Consider the following 22,751-nt stretch of genomic DNA (forward strand, 5'->3'; position numbering starts at 1 on the left):
AAAAACAGCTTGAAAATATTGAGATGGCTTTGAACTGAAAAGGGCAAGGCATGTCAATCTTTTTGGTGTCCCTGCTCAGTATATAAGCGTTCTGCCTTTCGCGGAAAAGCATGGATTGAAAGTGCTTGAGGGATAATCCTCAGAGCGTTGAAGGCGAGGGTAGATGCATACACGCTGGGCCATCCTGCTTCTGCTGCAAGCCTTTTGACGGTTATGGCGATGGTGGCGTTGTACATATGTGAAGCTGGGGAGTTTGCCCCCCCCTCCTTGATTTGAACGAGACAGAGGTCTGTTTTGGAATTAATGGATGGAAGCATTGCAGGATGCTTTTTTGTTGCCTAACTTATCCATTTTATTTTCATTTTAGTTTGAGATCGTGTTGCTAGAGGCGTGTAGCTACTATTGGAAAATTAGCTCGTATGCATCATAAAAACGTAATTTATTAAGAAGAGTGCTGTTATGATTCGTTTTGGAATAATTGGAGCAGGTAGAGTTGTTTCGCCAAGGTACGTTGATGTCTTTACACAGGAGCTTAAAGACACTTCTGTTGTTGCGGTGTGCGATTTGGTAAGAGAAAAGGCTGTGGATGTTTCGGCCAGGTTGGGAGCTGAGGTCGCTGTAGATAAAGAAGCGCTTTTGAAGCGCAGTGATATTGATGCAGTTATTATTGCCAGCGAGTCCGGCAAGCATTTTGAGCATGCCAAGCAGGCTTTGTTGGCGGGCAAGCATGTTGTTGTAGAAAAGCCGCCGTGCATGTTGCCAGCACAACTCGATGAGCTTGTTGCTTTAGCGCGTACGCAACAGCGTATGTTTGCACCCATTTTCCAGAACAGGTACAACCCCGCTATGCGTGCCGTTAAGCAGGCTGCGCAAGCCGGTCGTTTTGGAAAGATCGTACTTGCCACTTTCAGGCTGCGGTGGTGCCGTTACCAAGACTACTACGAGGATGGTTGGCATGGTACTTGGGCTATGGACGGCGGCGTGATTAACCAGCAGGCGATTCACCATGTGGATGCTCTCCAGTGGGTTTGCGGGCCAGTCAGCGAAGTGACGGCTTTTAAGGCCAACGCGTTGAACAAGCTTGAAGCTGAGGATACCATGATTGCGAGTCTTCGGTTTGCCAATGGTGCGCTTGGTTCCATGGAAGCCACAACCGCTGCGCGGCCTAAAGATTTTGAAGCATCTCTTTCAATTGTTGGTGAAAAGGGACTCGTGGTGATCGGGGGCATCGCCCTGAACAAGATTGAAACATGGGACTTTATTGAGCGTCTTCCTGAGGATGACACAATTTCTCTGACCCATTCCCAAGAAGTTCCTACCGGCTATGGGCTGTCTCACGGGCCATTGTTGCAAGATATAGTAAGCAGATTGAACGATGGTTCACTTGAGCCGCCTATCACTCCAGAAAGCTGCCGCCCGACTATTGAGCTTGTTCATGCGGTGTACCGCAGCATTGAAGACAGAATGCCTGTGCAGCTTAAAGATTCCCCGCTTTCTGTGCGGCTTGGAAGAGGCTAGTTGTCATGACCTCTCCTTTGGATTGTATTTCTAACGTTGTAGACACTACGCGCGTTCAGTTTTACGCAGCTATTTTAGGTGCAAATCCTTCACAAGGGGCCCGTTCTCCCAAGCTTTGGAATGCAGCTTTTGCCAAGCTCGGTATCTCTGGGGAAATGGTGCCAATGGATGTAGCACCTGAGAAGCTAGGGGCGCTGGTGGATGCGTTGCGTGAGGATGCTCGGTTTATCGGCGGAGCAGTTGCAATGCCGTATAAGACCGCCATTATCCCGTATCTCGACAGAGTTGATAAACAAGCGCAAGCTATCGGTGCTATAAATTGTATCTATAGGTCGGCGGAAGGCCTTGTGGGATGTAATACCGATGGAGCTGGCGCCTTGTGGAGCTTGGAACAATCCGTTGGAAGTATAAAAGGTAAAAGCGTGTTGGCTATTGGCTGCGGCGGTGCCGGAGTTGCTGTCGCAACGCATATAGCTTATGCGTTGGGTGCTAGCGGAACGTTATTGCTTGCCAACCGTGATCCACAAAAGGCAGCCTATCTACAGAAAAAGTTGGAAGGTGTATGTGCGGTGCGAGTTGTTCCCACGCCGCCTTCTGAGGCTGATTTGAAAGATGCCCAGATTGTTGTTAATTGCACGAGCTTGGGTTTTGGCCCTATCCTCGAGGCTGATGGCCGTGCTCAAAGTCAGCGTTTTTATACCCCACTGGCATTAGCAGATATCAACCCTTCCGTGCCTGCCGGGCCCAATGCTGAAGCTCGTTATTGTGCGGCCGCCAGTGCGGAGATAGGGGCGAATATGGCTGCATCCTTGCGGCTCCTTTCGGTGGCCTGTCCCGAAGTTGTTATGGATATTGTGTACCAACCCCAGATAACCGCGTTGTTGGCGCTGGCTTCAATGTTCGGAGCTAAAACCGTGAATGGCTTGGGAATGAATTTAGAGCAAGCTGTTATTGCCTTTGATAAGGCAACTGCGGGAGTTGGGCTGCGTTCAAGTGACGTTAATGTTGTTCGTCAGGCTATGCAGGAACTTTAAAGATAGTAAGGATAGAATTATGAAGGATATTACCAAAAACGATATTCTTAACAATATTCCGCTTGTTTGCCGCCCCGATGTTCCCAGAGAAGTAAAGGCCGGGAACGTGAAGATCGGTGGGGAAGGGCTTGTTATTATGGCAGGCCCATGCACCGTTGAAGGGCGTGAGCAAATTCATGAGATTGCACACGCTGTAAAAGAATCCGGCGCTAATATGCTTAGAGGCGGCGTGTTTAAGCCCCTTACATTTCCCTACGGTGATCCTCTTGCCCAGCCGGATGCTGATTTGGGGCTTCCTGCTGTTGACAGAACCATAGTTCTTTCCCCTGAAGAGGCGTGGGTTGCTGCTGAGCGTCGGTATGGCTTTCTTCGCGATGCAGGCGATAAGTATGGTCTTGCTGTTGTTTCCGAAATTTTGCGTGCTGATCATGTGAAAAAAATGGAACCCTACGTAGACATGTTCCAGGTGGGGTATCGCCATATGTTTAATATGGATTTGATTCTTGCGCTGTGCGAAACGGAGAAACCCGTATTGTTGAAGCGTCACTATGGCGAGAGTCTGCGTTCCTTGTTGGGTGTTTGTGAGCATTTTGAAGTGCGCGGAAAAAGAAATTTTGCGGTATGTGAGCGCGGCGTAAGCGTTCCTCACACTCATAATGTTGATTCCCGAGCAGTGTTGGATATTCAGGCCATTCCTGCAATGCGAGAATATGCGCCCACTGTTCCGGTTATTATTGATCCTAGCCACGCGACATTTAAGCGTTCCTATGTTGCTGCCATGTCTCGCGCTGCTATTGCCGCTGGTGGAGATGGCCTTCTGATCGAGGTGCATGCCGATCCTGAAAATGCATGGGTGGACCCGCTTCAGGCGCTTGGGTTTGCCGCATTTGGCGAGCTTATGGGCGAAATGCGTGCTATTGGTAAGGTGCTTGGCAGGACTTTGTAGCTTTGGGGTAAGCGTGGAATAATAATGACGTATGATGGTGTGGAGATGCCTATACGTTTTACAGAGTATCCATGGCTATCTGAAGACACTGGCTTTATTTATCGTGTTTGTAAGTTTAGAGAAGCAACCTTGATGCTTCCGTTCTTTAAAAAAGCCAAAAGGCTGCAAGTGGACTATGGAGGTCAAGCTTTGCTGTCGTCGGTGGGGAATGTATGATGCGTAAAGTTCTGGCAGTAATCCCAGCTCGAGGGGGTTCAAAAGGAATTCCTCGAAAGAACATTATTGATATTGATGGGAAGCCTCTTGTGGCCTATAGCATAGAGGCCGCATTAAATGCAAAGAACATTGATAAGGTAATAGTTTCGACAGACGATGAAGAAATTGCGGCAATTGCGAAAAGCTATGGAGCAGAAGTTCCCTTTTTGCGCCCGCCGGAACTCTCTGGAGACAACATTACTTTGGCGTACGTTGTGCTGCATGCGCTGCAATGGTATGACGAACGTGGCGAGGTGTTTGATGCAGTAATGTCTTTGCAGCCGACTGCACCGCTTATTTCATCCCAAACACTTACCGATGTTGTAAGTCTTTTTCACGCTAAAAATGCGAAAGCTGTTACAACAGTCTGCAAAGCTCCAACGCATCCTTATTTGGCAAAACGGCTATTAGAAGATCAAGAAATAGAAGCATTTGTTGCGCCTCCGCCCGGAGCAGTCTTATTTCCCCGCCAGAAAAGAGAGCCAGCTTACGTAATCAACGGAGCAGTTTATCTTCGCGATAGAGAGCTGTTGGAAAATCTTGAAGCCAATAGCTATAATTTAGGTTCCAAACCGTATGCTGTCGTCATGAGCAGTGAAGAGTCTGTTGATGTGAATGAACCGTTTGACCTGAATATTGCAGCCTTTTTTCTTCAAAAACGACGTTCCGGAGATGCAGGTGAATCCTAAGCGCTCATTTAGCGTAGCACTTGGCAAAGATGTGCAAATTCCATTTGACTCCGTTCTTAAGTGTCCGGAGATTTCAATTGGTGACAATACGCGAATTAATGGTGCAATTAACATTCGCGGGAATGCTAATTGCTCTATAGGAAATTACTGTGCATTTGGTTATGGAATTACAATTGTTACAACAAATCACCTAACCAGTTTTGCTAACCTTCAGGTTGCAATGAACCGAAAATTTGGCTTTTTGCCTCTTGAGCAGGCCGACTCGCCAGTTCGCATTGGTCATAATGTGTGGCTTGGTGACAATGTGACGGTATTGTCTGGAGTGACTATTGGAAATGGCGCAATCGTCGGTGCCGGTAGTGTTGTAACTAAAGATGTGCCCGCTTACAGCATAAATTATGGTGTGCCCGCAAAGTTTGGGCGGTTTAGATTTGCACCTGAAATTCAGCAAGTTCTTGAAGAAGTTGAATGGTGGTCTTGGTCTGACGACAAGATTGCCAGAAATGCAGTTTTTTTTAATTCCAACCTTGAACTTGTCAATGAGAAAACATTGCGCGAGCTCATTATTTCTTAGTATATGCCAAATATATCAGTAATTGTACGTAGCCGTAATGAGGAACGGTGGATAAGCGCATGTCTCGAAGGCATACGTTCACAAACTATCGAGTCCGAAATTATCGTTGTTGATAATGCAAGTACAGATAGGACTATTGAAAAGGCAAAATGTTTTTCACCAAAGATTATTCAGCTGGGAGGAGGTGCCTTCCGGCCTGGATTTGCTATTAATGAAGGGATTAGGGCTAGCAGTGGTGAATTCATTGCCATAATATCTTCTCACTGCATTCCTGTTAACGAGTATTGGCTTGAGAATTTGTTGAGGAATTTTGAGACGCCGGAAGTTCTCGGAGTATATGGAAGGCAGGAACCTCTTCCATTTACGAACGATCTAGATAAGCGCGATCTGATAAACGTTTTTGGGCTGGATAAAAAGATCCAATATAAAGATCCATTCTTCCATAATGCCAATAGTATGATCAAGCGATCTACTTGGGAAGAGCACCCTTTTTGCGAAAATACCCTTCATATTGAAGATAGAATTTGGACACAGCAGCTCTTGAACGGTAAAAATTGTATCGTGTACGAGCCTGAAGCCAGTGTGTACCACTATCATGGTATTAATCAGGGAAGAAATATAGCACGTGCTAGTAGGATTGTTCGTATTCTTGAGAGCATTCAACAGCCGCAGCGCCCAGATTTTATTCCTGGAGTTGATGTTGTTGCATTGATTCCTTCTCGCGGCGAGTTGCGGATGATGAATGGAAAGCCGCTTATCGACAGAACCATCGCTGCGGCTAAACAGTCGTCAACAGTCAAGCGTATTGTTGTAACAACGGATAATGAAGTCACCGCAGAGCATGTGGTTTCTTTAGGGGCTTTGCCAATACTTAGACCTAAGGCCCTATCAAGGTCACATGTTGGCCTTGGGCTGGTGTACAAGCATGCTTTGGAAGAGCTCGCAAGGTCTGGTATTTATTCTGATTTGTTTGTGCTAATGGAAGAAAAGTATGCTTTTCGTCCGGTTGATCTTGTGGACAATCTGGTTGAGGGGTTATTGCATGGCGGCTATTCGACAACAACAGCCGTCTGCTCTGAGTATGGTTCTATTTGGAAACAAGCCGATGATGAGTTGCAACGAGTTGATGATGGCTTTAAGCCTTCTGTCGTTAAAGATCCTTTGTTCCTTGGGGTGAGCGGGCTTGGCGCCGTTACCAGTAGCGAATGGCTGCTTCAAGGAGAAAAATTTGGTCCTAAAGTCGGCTTGGTTCGTGTTGATGCTCAGTATTCTCGGTATGCGATTGATGATGATCGTGATTTAGCTATTGCTGCCTTCATTGAGCAAAACAATATGATTTAGCAGGGGGGGTAGTCTCCTTCTCTCCTCTTTTTTCTGTCTTACCCAATTGGTGCTACTCAGCCCTCCCGATCAAAAGTGCATCTAAAGTTAGATATTGTTGCCTAAGGTGTTTGGTTTGTGGATGTATGCTGTGCAGGCGTTTATCATTTTTATATCAATGAGGAACACATGGGCAACGAAAGACCAAGTAGTTTTTATGACGAAGTGTATAAAAGAGGAGGTACTGGTAAGGCGTTTTTTAAGCATTACTCAGAATCTCTCTATTATGAATCATGGAATCTTGTCATATCTCTGTTAAAGGAAGATCAGCCTAAGCATGTTCTTGATATCGGGTGCGGTGTCGGGCAGTTTGCGCAAATGGCTCACGACTTGCTGCCTTCGCTTGAGGGATATGTAGGAGTGGATTTTAGTGAAACGGCGCTAGAAATGGCCGCTAAAAACTGTCCTCAAGCAACTTTTTTACGCAAGAACATTGTAGAAGAGTCTTTGGATGATTTGCTTTGCGACTTTATTGTTTGCCTTGAAGTTCTAGAGCATATAGAAGATGATCTGCCTCTTTTATATAATCTTCCAAAAAATGTAGATATTATTTTCAGTGTTCCTAACTATGATTCTCTAGGTCATGTCAGGCATTTTTCCAATGAAAAAGAGGTGCTTGATCGTTACGCAAGAGCAATAGACATTGTTAAAATATTTACCATAAGAATCAATGATGAAAAGGTGTTATATGTTGGAAGGGGGACGGTGAAATCTGGTGCGTCGACTTGTACCCCATAGTTTTATTGAATTTCGATCTTGTGAGCTGTTATCCTATTAAAAGGATGAGAGCTGTGAAGGTTCACCGCTGTTAACGGTATGGAGTATTTGATTGATGTGTTTTAACTCCAGGCTCTAGTCGTGATAAAGCTGTCGCCCCCAACATTAAACGAAACAATATGGTATGAATTGGTGATACTATGAATTTTTTAGATATTACAGCAAAGATACATGGCAATGTTGTTCCTGTTCCGGCCCAGTTTAATGATGATTTGAGTCTAAACGTTGGTGGTATGCAGGAGCATGTTTCATTCTTGTTGGATCAGGGGGTTAAGGTTTTTTATCTTGCTCTTTCAGCATCTCAATTTGAATATATGACTAGCAAAGAGCGTCTCCAGGTAGTGAGAGGCGTTTGCAATGTTGTCGGTAGTAAAGGAACAGTTTTGGCTCAGCCTGTTACCAATGGCTGGATCGACGGTCAAATTGAAGAAGCCAAGGCTATGATGGATGCTGGGGCAGATGTTTTGGTCGTCAAGCCTGTCGGCATCAAGGAAGGCGGGAAGTTTTTTAGCTGCACCTACAAGCGCGGTAAATATTCCCCGGAAAGGCATGATGATTTCTTCATAAGCTATATGGAGCGAATGGCGATTGAAACTCAAGCTCCTCTTGCTTATCACGATGCTCCTTTCAAAGGCGGGCAGGGGCTCTCTTTGGACGCCCTTTTGAAGATTGCTGAGATTGATAACACCGTATGCGTAAAGGTGCACGTGCCCGAGCCCAGTTCTATGCAGAAAGTATATGGCGCCTTAAAGGGGAAAGTGGCTGCATATGATGGTTTTGGGAAAACTCTACAGCTTTGGTCTCTGACATGGGGGGCAACGGGACGTCACACATGCTGGTCCTGGTTTGATCCTCAAGGAGACATGGAGTTCACCAAGCTGGTTATGACTGGAGATATCGCCGGTGCAGTCGAGCAGGTTAATCGCGAATGGCCCATCGCTCATGCAATTATCGAGACGGGCTTTCAAGGGTATATGGAGCTTATGAGCCTTGCTGGCCTTCCCTCTGGCCCGATTCGTATCCCCGGCGAAAGCTTGAGCAGCGCTCAAAAGGGAATGCTAAAAAAAGCTGCACAACAGGTTGGAATCATCTAGCCGTAGTCTATCCTTGGTTTGCTGTTGAAGGCATTGTGGCCAGCTGCAAGTATGAGTTGCGTTATTCTGCACGTGTCTGGACTCTTTTCTGGACTTTTTATCCCGCTTCTCCGTGTACAGTGCGCTGGTCAGTATTTATGGGGCTTTTCATTTCTTTAGTTGGCAAAATGTTTGGCTTTTTCTCATTATGAAAATAGTATTTCTTTCCCATCATTACTACTTTTCGAATGCACGGGCTGGTTTTCACCATCTTGCAGAAGCCCTTCATGCTTCGGGGCACACTGTTGTGTTTGCCACTACCGGAATAAGCTGGCTGTCGTATTTACGCAGAGATCCAAGGGTCTGTAATCGCAGCTTCTTTCAAGATAGGAATACGATTCGTGAAGTTAAAGATGGCTTCTTGAGCTACGTGCACTTTACTGCACTTCATCCACACTCCCTTGTATTTCCTTTTCTTAATCGGATTACTCACAGGTTTTTCGATGCATATGCATATGCTGATTTGGGATTGTTGTTGCCTCACATAGAAGAGGCTGACTGTATTATTTATGAAAGCAGTCCTTCGCTGTTTTTATTTGAAAAATGCAAGCAAATTGCTCCTAGTGCCAAGCATGTGTATCGAGTTTCAGATGATATCCGTGTCTTACGTTCAACACATCCGCGCTTGATAGAAATTGAATCCACAATTTCTCCGATGTTTGATTTGGTCAGTGTTCCTTGTCAGTGCTTGGCTGACAAGTTCCCACACAAATCGAATGTTAAGTTGCAAAAGCATGGAATTGTGGAGGAGCTGTTTTCAGGTGCAACATCTTCTCCTTACACGACTGATAAAAACTGTGTTTTTGTGGGAAACGCTTACCTTGACGAAGTGTTTGTAGAAGCTGCCTCTGCTGAGTGTTCTGATGTCAATTTTCACATTATAGGTAACTTCCGTCCCAGAGTTTCTTCCGCCAATGTACACTACCATGGGGAAATGCCTTTTGCGAAAACCATCCCGTGGATAAAGTTTGCAGATGTTGGTTTGCAAACTCTTGCAATTTCACATGGTCGAGATATCTCATCCTTTACTGATACTAACAAAGTTCGACAGTATTCGTATTGCGGGCTCCCGATCGTGGCTCCTCAGGAGCTTCAGATTCAGCGGGAGGGCGTGTTTTATTATGATCGGCATGCTCCGGCGTCGTGTTCTGCCGCTGTTCGTAGTGCGCTTTCTGTGTCCAGAACGCCAGCTTTTGGGGGGGATGTCCAGACATGGAGGGAGGTTGCTCTGGAGATGATTGCGGCAGAGTAGGTCGAATAGTGATTTTATTTCGTATGTAACATGCTTTGGTTGCCTGGTCTGTTGTGGGGGTGGGTTGGTGAGCCTAAAGCTTGTGGGGCATAGGAGCAATTTGTTCAGACCGCGTCTTCCAAATAACAGTCTTATGGATTAAATATCTGGCTGCCATATTTTTAATTAATTTAGGGAAGTTATGATAAACGTTTTAGCTATTATTCCGGCTCGGGGTGGCTCTAAGGGGGTGCCGAGAAAGAACTTGCGTCCTTTGGCAGGGAAGCCATTAATTTACTACGCAATAACAAGCTGCTTAGCCGCTCGGAATATTGCAAAGGTGGTTGTTTCTACCGATGACGAAGAGATAGCCCTTTTTGCTCAACGGTTTGGTGCAGAAGTGTTGATGCGTCCCGCTGAACTGGCTGGAGATGACATTCCTTTAGATCCCGTAATTGTCCATGCGGCACAGCAGTTCTCTGTTGATGAGGCGTATAGTGCCGTTGTCACAGTACAGCCGACATCTCCCCTGATTTCAGCAGCCGACATTGATTCCGCTCTGACGGTAATGCATGAGCTGCAGGCTGACACATTGTTGTCAGTTGTTGAGGATGCTCATCTGGAATGGACCATTGTGGCAGATGGAATGCCGAAGCCTCTTTATAAGGAGCGGGTGAACCGCCAGTTTTTACCGCCAAAATACAAAGAGACCGGTGCCGTTATTGCCTGTAATTGGCAACAGCTTATGACGGGAACGCGTATAGGAAAGAATGTTGCCCTATATAAAATGCCCCCTGAGCGTGCCATTGATATCGATTCTGTTCTGGATTTTTATATTTGCGAGAGCCTGTTGCGTCAGAAACGCATAGTTTTTGTGGTGGCCGGGGATAAAAAAATTGGGTTGGGCCATGCATACCGAGCAACTTTGCTGGCGCATGAGCTTGTTCATCATCAAATCTGTTTTGTGTGTGAAGAGGATCAGCGAGAAGCTATTCAGGTTATCGAAAAATCAAATTATACCGTTTTCTCTGTGGCCAAGGGGCATATCCTCGACAAGATTGCAGAGTTGTCTCCGGAATTGGTGGTGAATGATATTCTTGATACCGATGTTTCGTATATCAAGGCGCTGAAGGCTTTAGGTGCAAAGGTTATTTGTTTTGAAGACCTCGGAAGTGGGGCTGGGGAAGCAGATTTGGTTGTGAATGCCCTGTATCCTACTGTGCTGCCAGCAAATAACGTGCTTTCCGGTTCAAAGTGGTTTTGTTTGCGTGATGAGTTTATCTATTCTCCTCACAAGTCAGGAGCTTGTGAAGGTGGCAAGCGATTCTTGTTGACCTTTGGGGGAGTGGATGAAGGGAATATTGCCTGTCGAGTGCTTACCTTGCTCGCAGATGAAATTCTATCTAGAGAATACGATATCGACGTAGTGCTTGGTCCTGGGTTTGGCCATCGTGATGAAGTCGACCGTATTGTCCGACATAATTCTGCAAGAATAAATGTGGTGCAAGGGACTACGCAAATCTCTGAATTTATGTTTAACGCCACTGCCGCGATTACGTCTGGCGGCAGGACTGTTTATGAACTTATCAGCACAAAAACCCCGACCATAGTTATCTGTCAAAATGCGCGAGAAGTGACGCATACGGCAGCATCCAGCGAAAATGGAATTATTAATTTAGGGCACAATGTGTTGGTCTCTGATCAAATGATTCGTGATGCCGTGCTGACTGTTTTGGATAGTGATGAGATTCGACAGACGATGAGGCAGAAAATGGCCAAGTTGGATCTTAAAAATGGGAAGCAGGCGGTATTAAATGAATTTGAAAGACTTTTAAGGGGATAATCATGAATACGGCATCACATTTCAATAAGAAACAATTTTTAATGCCCTATGTGATAGCAGAAATTGGTGTAAATCATGAGTGTTGCATGGACACTGCGAAGCGGCTTATTGAGGAGGCTGCTGAGGGTGGCGCGCATGCTGCAAAGTTCCAGGTTTATACAGCTGAGCGCATAGCATCAAAGCATAGTCCAGCCTATTGGGATCAAACTAAGGAAAGTGCAAGTTCGCAGTTTGAACTCTTTAAACGTTATGATTTGTTTGGTGAGAAGGAATATGAAGAGCTTGCGCGCCATTGCCAAAAAAACAATATTGATTTTTTGGCTACTCCTTTTGATATCTATGCAGTCGAATTTTTAGACCATTTAATGGATGTATATAAAATAGCCTCTGCTGATATTGCCAATATTCAGTTGTTGAGAGCTGTTGCCTCTAAGAATAAGCCTGTATTGCTTTCGACTGGAGCCGCTTTGTTGTCAGAAATTGCTTTTGCTGTTGAAACACTCCAGGCGGCTGGAGCTGGCGAGATTACATTGCTTCATTGTGTGTTGCAATATCCAACACCTGAAGATCATGCACAGTTACAGCAAATTGCAGTATTAAAAAAACGCTTCCCAGAATTTTCTATTGGCTACTCTGATCATGTGCCTCCTGGAACGAATGGTATGCCCGCCTTAGACATGGCTACGTTACTAGGGGCTGTGGTTATTGAAAAACATTTCACGCATGACAAGACTCTTCCTGGCAATGATCATTATCATGCCATGAATAAGGAAGATCTTGCTGTTTTCATGCAGGCTAACAAGCAGCGATTGGCAATGTACGGTAGCGAGATTAAGCAGCTTGATCTTGAAAGTGCTGCACGGAAACATGCTCGTAGAAGCATTGTAGCAGCTACGAATATTGCCAAGGGAGAGCGGTTTACGGAGAAAAATTTAACGGTCAAGAGACCCGGCCATGGGATTAGTCCTATTCATTGGGATGAGCTCTTGCAATGCAAGGCTCAGAATGACATCAGCGGGGACGCCTTGATCTCGTGGAAGGATTGTGCCGAGGTCGTTGGTAATGAGTAACAGTCTTGATTCGTACGTTTTGTTGACGGGAAGTGTCAATAATTCAGGTGATTACCTGATTAAATATCGCGGTAAAGATTTGCTTAGGAGTCTGCGGCCCGACCGTGAATTTATAGATATGGATCGTACCCGTCGCCTCACGGATGAACAGCTGGAAGTTATTAATCAATGTAAGGCGCTAATATTGCTTGGTGGGCCGGCCCTCCAGAAAGATGTCTATCCAAACGTCTATCCGCTACGCGAGAGCCTTCAGGATATTAAGGTTCCAATCGTGACAATGGGGGTAGGCTGGAAGCATAAAGATGGTGACTGGCGGTCTGTGCAAGACGATTATTTCATTCCTTCTTCAAGACAGCTTCTCGAGCGGCTTGCAGATAACGGTGGCATTGCTTCGAGCGTTAGAGATTACCGATCTCTTCATATTCTAATGCGTGCTGGTGTCGAGAATGTCATCATGACTGGTTGTCCAGCGTTATATGTTAAAGAGTGTTTTGATAAGCCTATCTGCTTTTCAAAACAGCCCGAAACGATCATTTTGTCTGTTGGCGTTTCATTTGTTCATTCCTACAAAATGGAAGAACAAATGAAGCGTGTTTTTTCAACAGTGCGCGGCTTATATCCTAAAGCTAAGGTTTACGCTGCTTTCCATCATGCTTTCCAGCAGAAGGAACGTCAGGTTCCAAAGAGTTGGGAGAAAAAGCATCAGGATTTTTGGACGTGGTGTGAAGATGGGGGCATTGTTCCTGTGGATGTTTCTGGCTGTGCAGAAACAATGATCGATTTGTATGGTAGCGGTGATTTGCATGTCGGGTATCGCGTGCATGGTCACATTATGTCTTGCAGTGCGTCAATTCCATCTGTTTTGATTGCAGAGGATGGCAGGGGGAAAGGGCTTTATGAAGTTGTAGGGGGCGTTGTATTTGACGGATATCGTAATGTGGAGTCTAGCCTTGAGGCAAAGATTAAACAGCGATTGATATCTGTGGATCCGTATAATGTGCTTGAAGGGTTGCATAAGGATGTTTCCATCGCGTTGCAGTACGAGTCAGCTCATCAAAGTCCACGCATGAGCTTGGTGCGGAATAATATTAATAGTCATTACAATGCAATGAGACGTTTTATTCTGCAACTTCCATAATGATTGGATCTTTCAGATGAGTTGGGGGCGATTGTAGATGGTTGCAGAAAAACTGAGGTTGCTGGAAGGTAGTCGGGATATTCTGGATTTTGCCACCGCTACGGGCATGTCCTTTTGGCCGCTTGTCAGAACTAAATTCTTCAAGATGGTTCGACAGCAGCTTGTCAGCGGGACTGCAGATGTCAGTTCGCCTCAATACAACGGCACAAGCCGGATGGTGAAATTGCGGCAAGTGCTTTGGGAACTTCCCGGAGCGATGATGTCTGCCTATCCTTCCAGGGAGATAGCATTTGTTCCTTATCCGTTATGGGTGAAGACTGCCTCTGGAAGTCCTGTTGAAGCCGCACTGACCGAGCAGATACATTACTTCGCGGAGCGGGCGCTGGTTGTTGAAGAGCACGAGGCTAATATCGCTCTGTCTGACCCTGCGATCAAAACGGTTAATGTTTATTCCCTCCTTAAGATGTTGCGCTTGTCTTCGCTGTTTACCCCCAACTCTTTCTTAGAAAAAATTGAGACGTTTTGTGATTTTATGGTTGACCGTGCGCAGCGGGAGCTGTCTGTGGTCATACCTCCTGAACACGTAAGCCATTTTAAAAAGTTTGCGCGTTGTGAAATAACTAATGCCGACAATAAGCGTCGTTTGTTTCGTAGGCTTTGGAAGAAAGTTTCTCCTAAGGTCATTTTTTACAGCAATGGGATGTACGGAGCGGAAAGCCCCAGTATCATCGCTGCGCGAGAGCTGGGTATTGTCACTGTTGAGTGTCAGCATGGCATGGTCTACAATAATCACTATGCCTACCAGTGCTCAGACGTGATGTTGCAAGATCGTCGTTTTACAGATCTTTATCCTGAGTATTGTTTGACGTTTGGTCCATGGTGGAGTGAAAAAATTCAAATTCCGGCCAAAAAGCGCACGGTGGGGTATCCTTACCTTGACCGGAAGGTTGCCGAGCATCGCGCCACTGAAAAGAAGGTTATCTTTTTTGTTCCTACCGGAAAAACCTATCAGGCGTTTTTTGATCTGGCATGCACGGTGGCAAAGGCGTTTCCAAATGAACATTGTGTTATTCGGCCGCACCCCGTGGAGCGTGAACTTGCGGCCCGCTTAGCGCCTGGTGTGCAGGATATTCTGGAAACGGACTTGTCGCCCTCTGAGTATACAATGCTTGCTCGCGCGCATACGGTTGTGGGTGATATGTCTACTGTTCTTTTTACTGCTATTCCATTTGTTGATAATATTTTCTCTTGGCTGTCGCCAGCTACCGAGGCGTTTCTTGGTGGCGATAATCCCTTTACTACATTCAAAAGTGTTGATGAGTTGTTTCAATTGCTTGAGAAGCGTTCTTCATCCTCTTCATGTGCAGAGCTTCAGAGTAAGTTGTTCGTTGATGGTTGGAAAAATAATTACAACAAGTTTCTTTTGGAAGATGTTGGCCTTAGTGAATAAGGCCGGCATCAGTTGTTTTCATTTTGTAGCAGAAAACGGTGTGCAAGGTTAGATGCAGTATAGAAATAATTATTATATATGTAGAGAGGTTTTATCTCGATTTTCCAGTAAAAGAAAAATCCAAGCTCTGGGTGTGTTAGTTCTTGTTTTCGCAACTGCTGGAGTAGAGATGGTTGTAGCTGGTGCTGTGTCTGCATTTGGACTTGCACTCTCTAGTCCTGAAAAGCTGTATAGTAACAAGATTGTAGCGACTTTGTTCGATTTTTTTAAATTTGACAATGTTGAGCTTTCTAACGCCTCTGTGCTTGGTGGGGTGTTGTTCGTTGTTTTTCTGGCTGTGATAATTAAAAATATTTTTTTAGCGGTGCTTACATACTGTCAGGCGAGGTTTTCATATTCTTTTTCATATTCCATGGGGGCGGAGCTTCTAAAGTCATACCTCAGAATGCCTTATGTCTGGCATTTAAATCAGAATACAGGTGAATTGGTTGCTGTTGTTCAGTATCGAAATACGATGAGTCGTTTTATTAACAATATGCTGCTTGCCATAACACAAGTCGTCAGTGCTGTTGTGCTTGTTGTAGGCGGGCTTCTTATTACACCAGAGCCGATGCTGATAATGCTTGGAATGATGGGGGTACTTGGACTGCTGGGCTATTCTTGTGCTCGGAAACAGGTTCACAACCATTCAAAAATTTTGGAAAAGACAAACAGGCGCATTAGCATGACAGTGCTAACTACGTTGCAAGGCGTTAGAGAGATTTTTATTTACAACCAGCGCTCTAAGTCTATCGATAATTTTTGTAAGTTGGCGGCAGTGCAAAATCAAAGTCAGGCACCTGTGTTGGTGTTTTCTTCATTTACCTTTTGGGTGCTTGAAGCTGGTGGAATGTTAACGCTTTTTGTCGTTTTTTGTTATATGTACCTGTCGGGCATGCCCTATGCCCAGATATTGAGTTCGCTTGCCCTGATGGCAGGGATTGCATGGCGTCTTTTGCCGTGTACTAACAAGCTCTCAACCGCCATGGTAAAAATGAATAATTTGGCACCCTATTCCTCGGCCTTTCTCGAAAAGCTGTCGCTTCATGCCGATCATGCGAGAGATCGCGAAGAAGCAATGAGAGAGGGGGAGGCCCTTGTTTCTGACTCCCCGTTTGAGGAATTGTCGTTGTCCCACGTCGGTTTTACCTATCCGAACCAAAGTGTTGAATCGCTTTCAGATGTTTCGCTTTCTATCTCTCGGGGGCAGAAGGTTGGGATAATTGGGGCTTCCGGGGCAGGAAAGAGTACCTTGATCGGCCTTTTGACAGGGCTTTTGGTTCCGTCATCGGGGGATGTGTTTTTCAATGGAGCGGTTTGCACAAAGTCTTTGGCCAAGGGCCATGCAGTTTTTGGGTATGTTCCACAAACTCCATATCTTTTAGATGCCAGTCTGGCCGAAAATATCGCCTTTTCTAATTGGCAAGGGGTGATAAGCACCGAACGGGTCCGCGAGTGCTGCAAGCTTGCGGCGATAGACTTTGTTGACGCTCTTCCAGAGAAGCTTGAGACAAAGCTTGGTGAGCGTGGGGCGCGACTTTCCGGGGGCCAAATTCAGCGAGTTGCCATAGCTCGGGCGTTGTATAGTCGGCCAGATATAGTGTTTTTTGACGAGGCAACAAGTGCTCTGGATGTAAAATCAGAGTCGTCAATCCTTAAAACCATTGATGACCTAGGCCGCTCCATGACGGTGGTTATCGTTGCGCATAGGCTTTCAACAGTCCAGGAATGTGATGTCCTGTACTGGTTGGACAACGGAAAAATTGTTGCTTCAGGCTCTCCGGATGAAGTTATAAATACATATAAACAGCACTGCGAGCGAGAAATCATTTAGTTGAAATGCTGGCTTCTTACTATGCTCGTCGTTTAGCTGGGTGTGGATTATGAATATCGCATATGTCTCAATTGTACCACCAAACCGGCTTGGTGCATTTTATAAGGTTAATAATCAGATGGATACCTGGCGTAAGCTTGGTCATCTGTGCACTCCTTTTTTTATTACTGAGACGAAGGGGCCAAATTGCTACAGATTGTGGAAGCGTGGGAAGGCGTTAAATCCACAATTACGTTTGCTGTTTGCATTATATAGGCAGAATCCCGATGTTATCTATATGCGAGAAAATCATGTGAGCATTTTCTTTCAATTGCTACTGCTGTTCTTTGCGAAGCGCATTGTGCTAGAAATTAATGGTAATAGTGTTATTGAAACAGCCTTGGATGCTAGTGTATCTATCAAAAAGCGCTTTTACCATTTGCTCATGAGGGTATTGCAGCCACGTTCCATAAGTAGGGTTTTGGGTTGCGTATGCGTGACTCGTGAGTTGCACCAAGGAGTTGTAGTAGCTAGTCAGCAGAATAGTATTATCTCTCCGAACAGTGTTCCTTTGAAAAAGGATCGTGTACAAAAGAGTGGAAGGAGTGGTCATCCGTGCCGGCTGCTTTTTCTGGGAAGCCCTAAGCACAGCTGGCATGGGGTTGATAAGTTAGTTGCATTGGCAAAAGGATTAGGGGGCTTGTTTCATATCCATGTAGTAGGACCATCCCTTCATGAGGCCCGCCTCGATGCTGATATTTGTCCAACCAACATGACGTTTCATGGATATCTTGAAAAAGAACAGATTGAGCAGCTTGTGCCGCAGATGGATATCGGTATTGGTTCCTGTGCCTTGCATCGTAAAGATATGTACGAGGCTTGCCCTCTTAAAGTGCGCGATTATTTAGCGTACGGCCTGCCGCTTCTTCTTCCCTATCTTGATACTGCATTTGTCGAATCTGCTCCTGACTGGGTGCTTACGCTTCCAAATGTGGAGGACGTGTTTAACAGCAGCGCTAATGTTGAATCGGTGCGCCGTTTTTGTGAAAATTTCCAGGGAATTGTTTTGAGCGATGATGATATTGCAGAGTATGTTGATTCCCATCTGTTGGAGGAGAGCAAACTTAAAGTAATCTCTTCTTGGGTGAATGATGCAAAACAAGCGTAAATCCCTTCCCGTGTGGTTTATTACGTATAAATTTCCGTACGATCATCGTCTTGCGCCTTCTCTTATCCCGGAGATTCGCGCTATGCGCGAGGCAGGGCTTGAGCTTGTCCTTTTGCCGTACGAAGCTGGTGACCAGTCTCTGTATCCACTTCCGCAAGGGGTGGCCTGTAATATGACTCTTAACGAGCATCCTGAGTCACATATCGTGTTTCGAGCGCTAAAAGGGCTGGTAAGCAAGTGGACGTGGAAAGAGTTTGTCGCCAAAGACAGGTTTAAGGCTTTAAAAACCTTAAATCATTTGATTAACCGTAGTTCCAGAGTAAGGCATTATGTGCCAATTCTTAAAAGAATGCTGGAAAAGGAAGTTAGAGAAAACGGGCAAGTTCCGGTTATTTATACCGACAGATTTGATGCCCTTACGTACGCTGCTTGTTATTTGAAGCGATTTTTCCCGGAACTGCGTGTTGTTACTCGTGCTATAGGGTATGATATCTATCGGGAGAGATATCAGAATTGTTATCCTCCTTTACGTTTGCAGTTTGCAAATATGCCGGACATGATTTGCCCCGTCACTGAAGTCGGAACACAATATCTTATTAAAGAGTATGGCATACCTTCCTGCTGTGTTCGCACTTATTTTCGGGGGGTTGCCGTCTCTGCGCAGCGATCGGGACCCGGGAGGCAGGGCGAGTTGCGACTTGTTTCTTGTTCGTTTTGCACCCCCATAAAGCGCCTTCCTCTTCTCGTCCGCAGTGTGGCAGCGTACGCCGAAGCTCGTCCCAACCTTGTTGTTTACTGGACGCATATTGGGGATGGCGAGTTGTATGAGGAACTGCTGCTTTTGGCTCATGAATTGCTCGACGGTATCCCTAACGTTCGATGGGAAATGCCAGGACGTTTTAATCTTGATGAAATTAAGCAGTACTATAAAACCCATGCTGTAGATTCTCATATATTGATCAGTGAGCTTGAGGGGTTACCTAAATCCATAATGGAAGCGCAGGCTTTGGGGGTGCCTTCTGTTGCAACCAAGGTGGGTGGGGTTGCTGATATTGTTAATGAGAATACTGGGATAATGATCCCGCGAGATTTTTCGCAGCATGAGTTTGCTGCAGCTCTTGATGGTATCGTGTCTTTTCGTGATGATGCTGTGCGCGAGAAAATTCAGAAATACTGCGAAGAGTACTTCAGTGAAAATAATTCGCGAAAGTTTATCGATGAAATTTTTTGGCGATTCTGCAATCACTTTCCTGTATAGTTTTTACATTTTTCTAGTGTGTGTAAATCAATGAAAAGTAGGGTTGTAATTGTTGTCGGAGAGTATACTCATCTGCACAAAGCGATGTATTTAGCAGGTTTTTTGGTAAATAAGGCTAAATGCGATGTCACAGTTGTTGCTGAAGAGTTGCCAAAGGATTCTAATTACTCATTTACCATCGTTGACGGTGTCGACTTTGTAGATGCAACAGGGTGGTGCGGTCCTGAGAAGGGAAAAATAGGAAAGTTGCTTGCAGATTTTTCTTCCATTGTCAAAAATTTCAATTATTTTAGGCTGTTTTACAGGTTGTGGAAAGCTTCTTCTGCTGATCAGAATATAGTAAAGACGGTCATGCGGTGGGCTCAGAAAATTGAGAATGTTAAAAAGCAAGCTGATACACTGTATCGAAAGAAGCAATTTGATGTCATTGTGATTGCTAAATGGCATTCCGCCTACAGTCCTGTATGGGCGGTGTTGGGGGAGCGATACAAGGCTCCTGTGGTTGCTTTTTTGCAAGCGGCAACTACATACGAGCGTTTGCGGCTGGTAACAGAAAAAGATAATACCCCCTCCTCTCTAGTGCCTCTAGCTAGTCATTATTTGCCTAATTTTGTTGGGAAAAAATATTTTTCTGAAAGAAGAAGGCTTCCCCTCTATTTTGCTCATCTGATTACAGGGCTTTCACAGGCGACTCAATGGAGGCATTGCTCGTCTTCTTTGGTTTCAGCGTTTTTTTTGGAAAGCCAGTATGCGTTTGAGCATTTCAAAGCTTATTTTGAGAAAACACCGGTGGTGGTCACGGGTGATCCGCAATACGATATGATTGCCGAATCGGACATACCGCTAGCCGTAAGAAGAGAGCGATATTTTGCACGATTTGGATTCTTGGAAGAGCTTAAGCTACTTGTTGCCTCTCCTCCCAAGGATTATATCAGCGTTGCCAACTCTGATGAGTTCAAAACATATGAGGAGCTACTTGATTGCTGGCTGTCCTCCCTAAAAAAGTTACGAAATTATAATGTCTTAATATCTCTTCATCCTCGGCTTTCAGAACAAGTCAAATCGCGATTTGTTCGCGCTGGTTTTGCTGTTGTATATATGGAAAGTGATCAATGGCTGCCAGTTTGTGATGCTTTACTTGTTGATAGTGGTACAGTGGTTAAGCTTGCACGCGCGTTAGGCAAAATAGTTGTTTGCTACTCAATATGCGGTACGCCGCATATTGATGATGGCGTGTTGTTGGCCCAGACAGGTGCTGAGCTTGCTGAGTGTCTTGATAAAATTGATCGTCCGGAATTGTTAAATGAATTGAGCAAGAAAGCGTATTCTGGGAAAAATTATTGGGGTGAGAGCGGGCAAAGCAATGCGAATATTTGGCACGAGCTATCTTTGCTTCTTCGAAGATAGTTGGCGTGCAAGGTGGAATCCGCATCTCCCGTATGCAACAGGGTGTTTTCTAACCAGTTGATATGGTAAATGTTCACACCCAGTTCACCGCAAAAGAAGGGGCCCGATTGTCTTGATGGATAACTGGGCCCTTTCGTTAGGAAAATTTTTGTGGAGTCGGGGGTAGTTACTCCCCCCTTCCGCCAAACGCACAATAAAAGCCCCCGTCCATACCATATGGACGGGGGCTATCATTACTCATCAGGACCGGTAAGCCCTGTCGTGAGGGTTTGCGTGTTATTTGGTAGCAGTCTGGGGCTGTGCCACACCCTGCGGATCCTGATCCTTGAAGAATACCGGAATGTCGCGGCTGCCAAGAATGCTTTCGCGCAGCGTGGTTTCAGGCAGCTTCGCCCACTCGGAACGGTTGGAGTAGTAGAAGAAAACGCCCATGACAACCCAGGTGAACATGCACCAGCGGGATGCTTCGCTGATGTATGCGGGGGAGCCGGGAACGAGCAGCAGCACGATGGACAGCACGGAAGCCAGCGTGCCCATGGCGCAGCAGAAGAGACGGGTGTTCAGTCCGCTCACGGCGTTACTGCCCAGCAGAACGCGGCGTGCGGCAAGACAGGTGAAGAGGTAGCCGATACCGGTACCCACGGAGCTCATGTCCACGATCCACACGACAACGGAGCGGCCAGCAAAGGGAGTCAGCAGCACGATGGCGATGGTGAACAGGATGGCCTTGTAGGGCGAGCGGTAGGTGGGATGGATGGCGCCGAACCAGGAGGGCAGAATGCGGCCACGGGCCATGCTGAGCAGCAGTCGGGAGGTGGCGATATAGAAGCCGTTGATACCGGTACACACCGCGCCCAGAACTGCGCAGGCCAGCACGACAGCGCCCATCTTGCCGAAGGCCATGGAGGCGACTTCGCCGGTGGCCCATGCGGTGCCGCCGGAAGCGCGCAGAGCGTCCATCTTGGCCAGCATTTCAGGATAGGGAATCGCGATGGCCACTGCCAGCGTCACGAGGGAGTAGAGCGCCACACCGCACAGGATGGCGACGATCATGATGTTGCGTGCGCGGGCAGGGTCGAAGGTGAACTCTTCGGCTGCCTGTGGCACGGTATCGAACCCGACGAAAAGGAAGGGGGAGATGGCGAAGATGATCAGTACGCAGGAAAGGGCGGAGCGGTGCTCAGCGAACAGGGGCAGCAGGTTGCCCATATGCGCGGTTTCAAGCGATACGGCTCCCGTAAACAGGGCCAGAATGCCGATGGTGAGCATGAAGGTGAGGACAACCTGGAATTGTCCGGCAAAGCTGGTGCCTCTGTAGTTGAGCCAGCCGAAGATGAGGGTGCCTGCGGTCATCAGCAGGACTTCGCCCATGTATACGTCCCAACCGGCAATGGTGTACAGCGCCCCGAATTCGAATACGCCGGGGAAAAGGAAGCGGAAGATCAGAGCGAGGGCGGCTACGTCAATGCCGATGATGGCGACGTATCCGAGCACGAGCGCCCAGCCGCATACGAAGGCCGCAGTAGGGCCGAAGCCGACGTAGGCATAGGCGAATGCACCGCCGGCAACGGGGGCGTATTTGATCATGTAGCTGTAGCAGACAGCTACAAAGCAAATAAGGAATGCCCCGACTGCAAAGCCGATCAGGGTGCCGAGAATGCCGGCCTGGGGCAGAAACATGTCGCCGGGTAAAACAAAACAGCCCCAACCTACGATGGCGCCAAGGGCCAGCGCCCATATCTGGGCGGGCGAAAACGATTTGTTCAGTTCCAATTGTTCTTGTGACATATCAGATTGTCTCTTCACGGTAATGAGTTCGCAGCTGGCATTCCCCGTATATTCAGCGGCAGCTTTTCGATGCAGATACTCCTCAGAAAATGCATCCATGAAACCTGCTGAACAGTGTCAGCACGATATACGTGTGACTACGTGAACGCCTTGCTGATTCCGGTTCCCCTATGACGGCAGAGGGCGAACAAAACCTCTGCACCCTTAATCCTGTTGTTTCAGCAACGAACGAGTAATTGG

At 46.4% G+C, this 22,751-nt stretch carries 18 protein-coding genes; 17 read left to right on the forward strand and 1 reads right to left on the reverse strand.

Going from position 1 to position 22,751, the window contains the following annotated elements; translation table 11 throughout:
* Positions 1 to 459: 459 nt before the first annotated feature.
* From N1030_RS13700 to N1030_RS13780, 17 genes are all read left to right on the forward strand, one after another.
* Positions 460 to 1,518 (forward strand): Gfo/Idh/MocA family protein, encoded by a 1,059-nt coding sequence (locus N1030_RS13700; RefSeq protein WP_265826037.1) that lies wholly within the window; start codon positions 460 to 462, stop codon positions 1,516 to 1,518.
* Between the two features lie 5 nt (positions 1,519 to 1,523).
* On the forward strand, positions 1,524 to 2,552 hold the full coding sequence (locus N1030_RS13705; RefSeq protein WP_265826038.1) for a shikimate dehydrogenase family protein: 1,029 nt from the start codon (positions 1,524 to 1,526) through the stop codon (positions 2,550 to 2,552).
* Positions 2,553 to 2,571: 19 nt separating this feature from the next.
* Entirely contained in the window at positions 2,572 to 3,498 is a 927-nt protein-coding gene (locus N1030_RS13710) for a hypothetical protein (protein WP_265826039.1), read from the forward strand.
* Between the two features lie 212 nt (positions 3,499 to 3,710).
* On the forward strand, positions 3,711 to 4,442 hold the full coding sequence (locus N1030_RS13715; RefSeq protein ID WP_265826040.1) for an acylneuraminate cytidylyltransferase family protein: 732 nt from the start codon (positions 3,711 to 3,713) through the stop codon (positions 4,440 to 4,442).
* Positions 4,432 to 5,016: a CatB-related O-acetyltransferase gene (locus N1030_RS17655; protein WP_276038023.1), complete on the forward strand. Its 585-nt coding sequence runs from the start codon at positions 4,432 to 4,434 to the stop codon at positions 5,014 to 5,016. Before N1030_RS13715 ends, N1030_RS17655 begins: the two co-directional genes overlap by 11 nt.
* A 3-nt stretch (positions 5,017 to 5,019) precedes the next feature.
* Positions 5,020 to 6,357 (forward strand): glycosyltransferase family 2 protein, encoded by a 1,338-nt coding sequence (locus N1030_RS13725; protein WP_265826041.1) that lies wholly within the window; start codon positions 5,020 to 5,022, stop codon positions 6,355 to 6,357.
* Positions 6,358 to 6,525: 168 nt separating this feature from the next.
* Positions 6,526 to 7,134, forward strand: a complete 609-nt coding sequence (locus N1030_RS13730) for a class I SAM-dependent methyltransferase (protein WP_265826042.1) — start codon at positions 6,526 to 6,528, stop codon at positions 7,132 to 7,134.
* A gap of 179 nt (positions 7,135 to 7,313) precedes the next feature.
* Positions 7,314 to 8,267, forward strand: a complete 954-nt coding sequence (locus N1030_RS13735) for a dihydrodipicolinate synthase family protein (protein ID WP_265826043.1) — start codon at positions 7,314 to 7,316, stop codon at positions 8,265 to 8,267.
* Between the two features lie 112 nt (positions 8,268 to 8,379).
* Positions 8,380 to 9,558 (forward strand): GumK N-terminal domain-containing glycosyltransferase, encoded by a 1,179-nt coding sequence (locus N1030_RS13740; protein WP_265826044.1) that lies wholly within the window; start codon positions 8,380 to 8,382, stop codon positions 9,556 to 9,558.
* A 181-nt stretch (positions 9,559 to 9,739) separates the two neighbouring features.
* Positions 9,740 to 11,380 (forward strand): cytidylyltransferase domain-containing protein, encoded by a 1,641-nt coding sequence (locus tag N1030_RS13745; protein WP_265826045.1) that lies wholly within the window; start codon positions 9,740 to 9,742, stop codon positions 11,378 to 11,380.
* A 2-nt stretch (positions 11,381 to 11,382) separates the two neighbouring features.
* A complete protein-coding gene (locus tag N1030_RS13750; protein ID WP_265826046.1) occupies positions 11,383 to 12,450 on the forward strand; it encodes an N-acetylneuraminate synthase family protein in 1,068 nt (355 codons plus the stop codon).
* Positions 12,443 to 13,588: a polysaccharide pyruvyl transferase family protein gene (locus tag N1030_RS13755; RefSeq protein WP_265826047.1), complete on the forward strand. Its 1,146-nt coding sequence runs from the start codon at positions 12,443 to 12,445 to the stop codon at positions 13,586 to 13,588. Before N1030_RS13750 ends, N1030_RS13755 begins: the two co-directional genes overlap by 8 nt.
* Before the next feature lie 37 nt (positions 13,589 to 13,625).
* Positions 13,626 to 15,038 (forward strand): hypothetical protein, encoded by a 1,413-nt coding sequence (locus N1030_RS13760; protein ID WP_265826048.1) that lies wholly within the window; start codon positions 13,626 to 13,628, stop codon positions 15,036 to 15,038.
* A gap of 52 nt (positions 15,039 to 15,090) precedes the next feature.
* Complete coding sequence (locus N1030_RS13765; protein ID WP_265826049.1) at positions 15,091 to 16,911, forward strand: ABC transporter ATP-binding protein; 1,821 nt, start codon at positions 15,091 to 15,093, stop codon at positions 16,909 to 16,911.
* Between the two features lie 49 nt (positions 16,912 to 16,960).
* Entirely contained in the window at positions 16,961 to 18,058 is a 1,098-nt protein-coding gene (locus tag N1030_RS13770) for a glycosyltransferase family protein (protein WP_265826050.1), read from the forward strand.
* 82 nt (positions 18,059 to 18,140) lie between these two features.
* Positions 18,141 to 19,316: a glycosyltransferase gene (locus N1030_RS13775; RefSeq protein WP_265826051.1), complete on the forward strand. Its 1,176-nt coding sequence runs from the start codon at positions 18,141 to 18,143 to the stop codon at positions 19,314 to 19,316.
* A 30-nt stretch (positions 19,317 to 19,346) separates the two neighbouring features.
* The gene (locus tag N1030_RS13780; RefSeq protein WP_265826052.1) at positions 19,347 to 20,723 is read left to right on the forward strand and encodes a glycosyltransferase family protein; all 1,377 of its coding nucleotides are present in this window, start codon (positions 19,347 to 19,349) and stop codon (positions 20,721 to 20,723) included.
* Between the two features lie 276 nt (positions 20,724 to 20,999).
* Here N1030_RS13780 and N1030_RS13785 read toward each other — a convergent pair whose 3' ends face one another.
* Positions 21,000 to 22,511, reverse strand: coding sequence for an APC family permease (locus tag N1030_RS13785; protein ID WP_265826053.1), 1,512 nt, complete (start codon positions 22,509 to 22,511; stop codon positions 21,000 to 21,002).
* Positions 22,512 to 22,751 lie beyond the last annotated feature (240 nt).

The organism is Desulfovibrio mangrovi, assembly GCF_026230175.1.
In the GTDB taxonomy this organism is placed as follows: Bacteria; Desulfobacterota; Desulfovibrionia; order Desulfovibrionales; family Desulfovibrionaceae; genus Halodesulfovibrio; species Halodesulfovibrio mangrovi.

Excerpts from the sequence above, each read along its gene's own strand:
- N1030_RS13700 (WP_265826037.1), top strand. The coding sequence starts at position 460 with ATGATTCGTTTTGGAATAATTGGAGCAGGTAGAGTTGTTTCGCCAAGG.
- N1030_RS13745 (WP_265826045.1), top strand. The coding sequence starts at position 9,740 with ATGATAAACGTTTTAGCTATTATTCCGGCTCGGGGTGGCTCTAAGGGG.
- N1030_RS13785 (WP_265826053.1), bottom strand. The coding sequence starts at position 22,511 with ATGTCACAAGAACAATTGGAACTGAACAAATCGTTTTCGCCCGCCCAG.
- N1030_RS13730 (WP_265826042.1), top strand. The coding sequence starts at position 6,526 with ATGGGCAACGAAAGACCAAGTAGTTTTTATGACGAAGTGTATAAAAGA.
- N1030_RS13725 (WP_265826041.1), top strand. The coding sequence starts at position 5,020 with ATGCCAAATATATCAGTAATTGTACGTAGCCGTAATGAGGAACGGTGG.
- N1030_RS13775 (WP_265826051.1), top strand. The coding sequence starts at position 18,141 with ATGCGCGAGGCAGGGCTTGAGCTTGTCCTTTTGCCGTACGAAGCTGGT.
- N1030_RS13780 (WP_265826052.1), top strand. The coding sequence starts at position 19,347 with ATGAAAAGTAGGGTTGTAATTGTTGTCGGAGAGTATACTCATCTGCAC.
- N1030_RS13735 (WP_265826043.1), top strand. The coding sequence starts at position 7,314 with ATGAATTTTTTAGATATTACAGCAAAGATACATGGCAATGTTGTTCCT.
- N1030_RS13750 (WP_265826046.1), top strand. The coding sequence starts at position 11,383 with ATGAATACGGCATCACATTTCAATAAGAAACAATTTTTAATGCCCTAT.
- N1030_RS13770 (WP_265826050.1), top strand. The coding sequence starts at position 16,961 with ATGAATATCGCATATGTCTCAATTGTACCACCAAACCGGCTTGGTGCA.
- N1030_RS13710 (WP_265826039.1), top strand. The coding sequence starts at position 2,572 with ATGAAGGATATTACCAAAAACGATATTCTTAACAATATTCCGCTTGTT.
- N1030_RS13715 (WP_265826040.1), top strand. The coding sequence starts at position 3,711 with ATGATGCGTAAAGTTCTGGCAGTAATCCCAGCTCGAGGGGGTTCAAAA.
- N1030_RS13760 (WP_265826048.1), top strand. The coding sequence starts at position 13,626 with ATGGTTGCAGAAAAACTGAGGTTGCTGGAAGGTAGTCGGGATATTCTG.
- N1030_RS13755 (WP_265826047.1), top strand. The coding sequence starts at position 12,443 with ATGAGTAACAGTCTTGATTCGTACGTTTTGTTGACGGGAAGTGTCAAT.
- N1030_RS13705 (WP_265826038.1), top strand. The coding sequence starts at position 1,524 with ATGACCTCTCCTTTGGATTGTATTTCTAACGTTGTAGACACTACGCGC.
- N1030_RS13765 (WP_265826049.1), top strand. The coding sequence starts at position 15,091 with ATGCAGTATAGAAATAATTATTATATATGTAGAGAGGTTTTATCTCGA.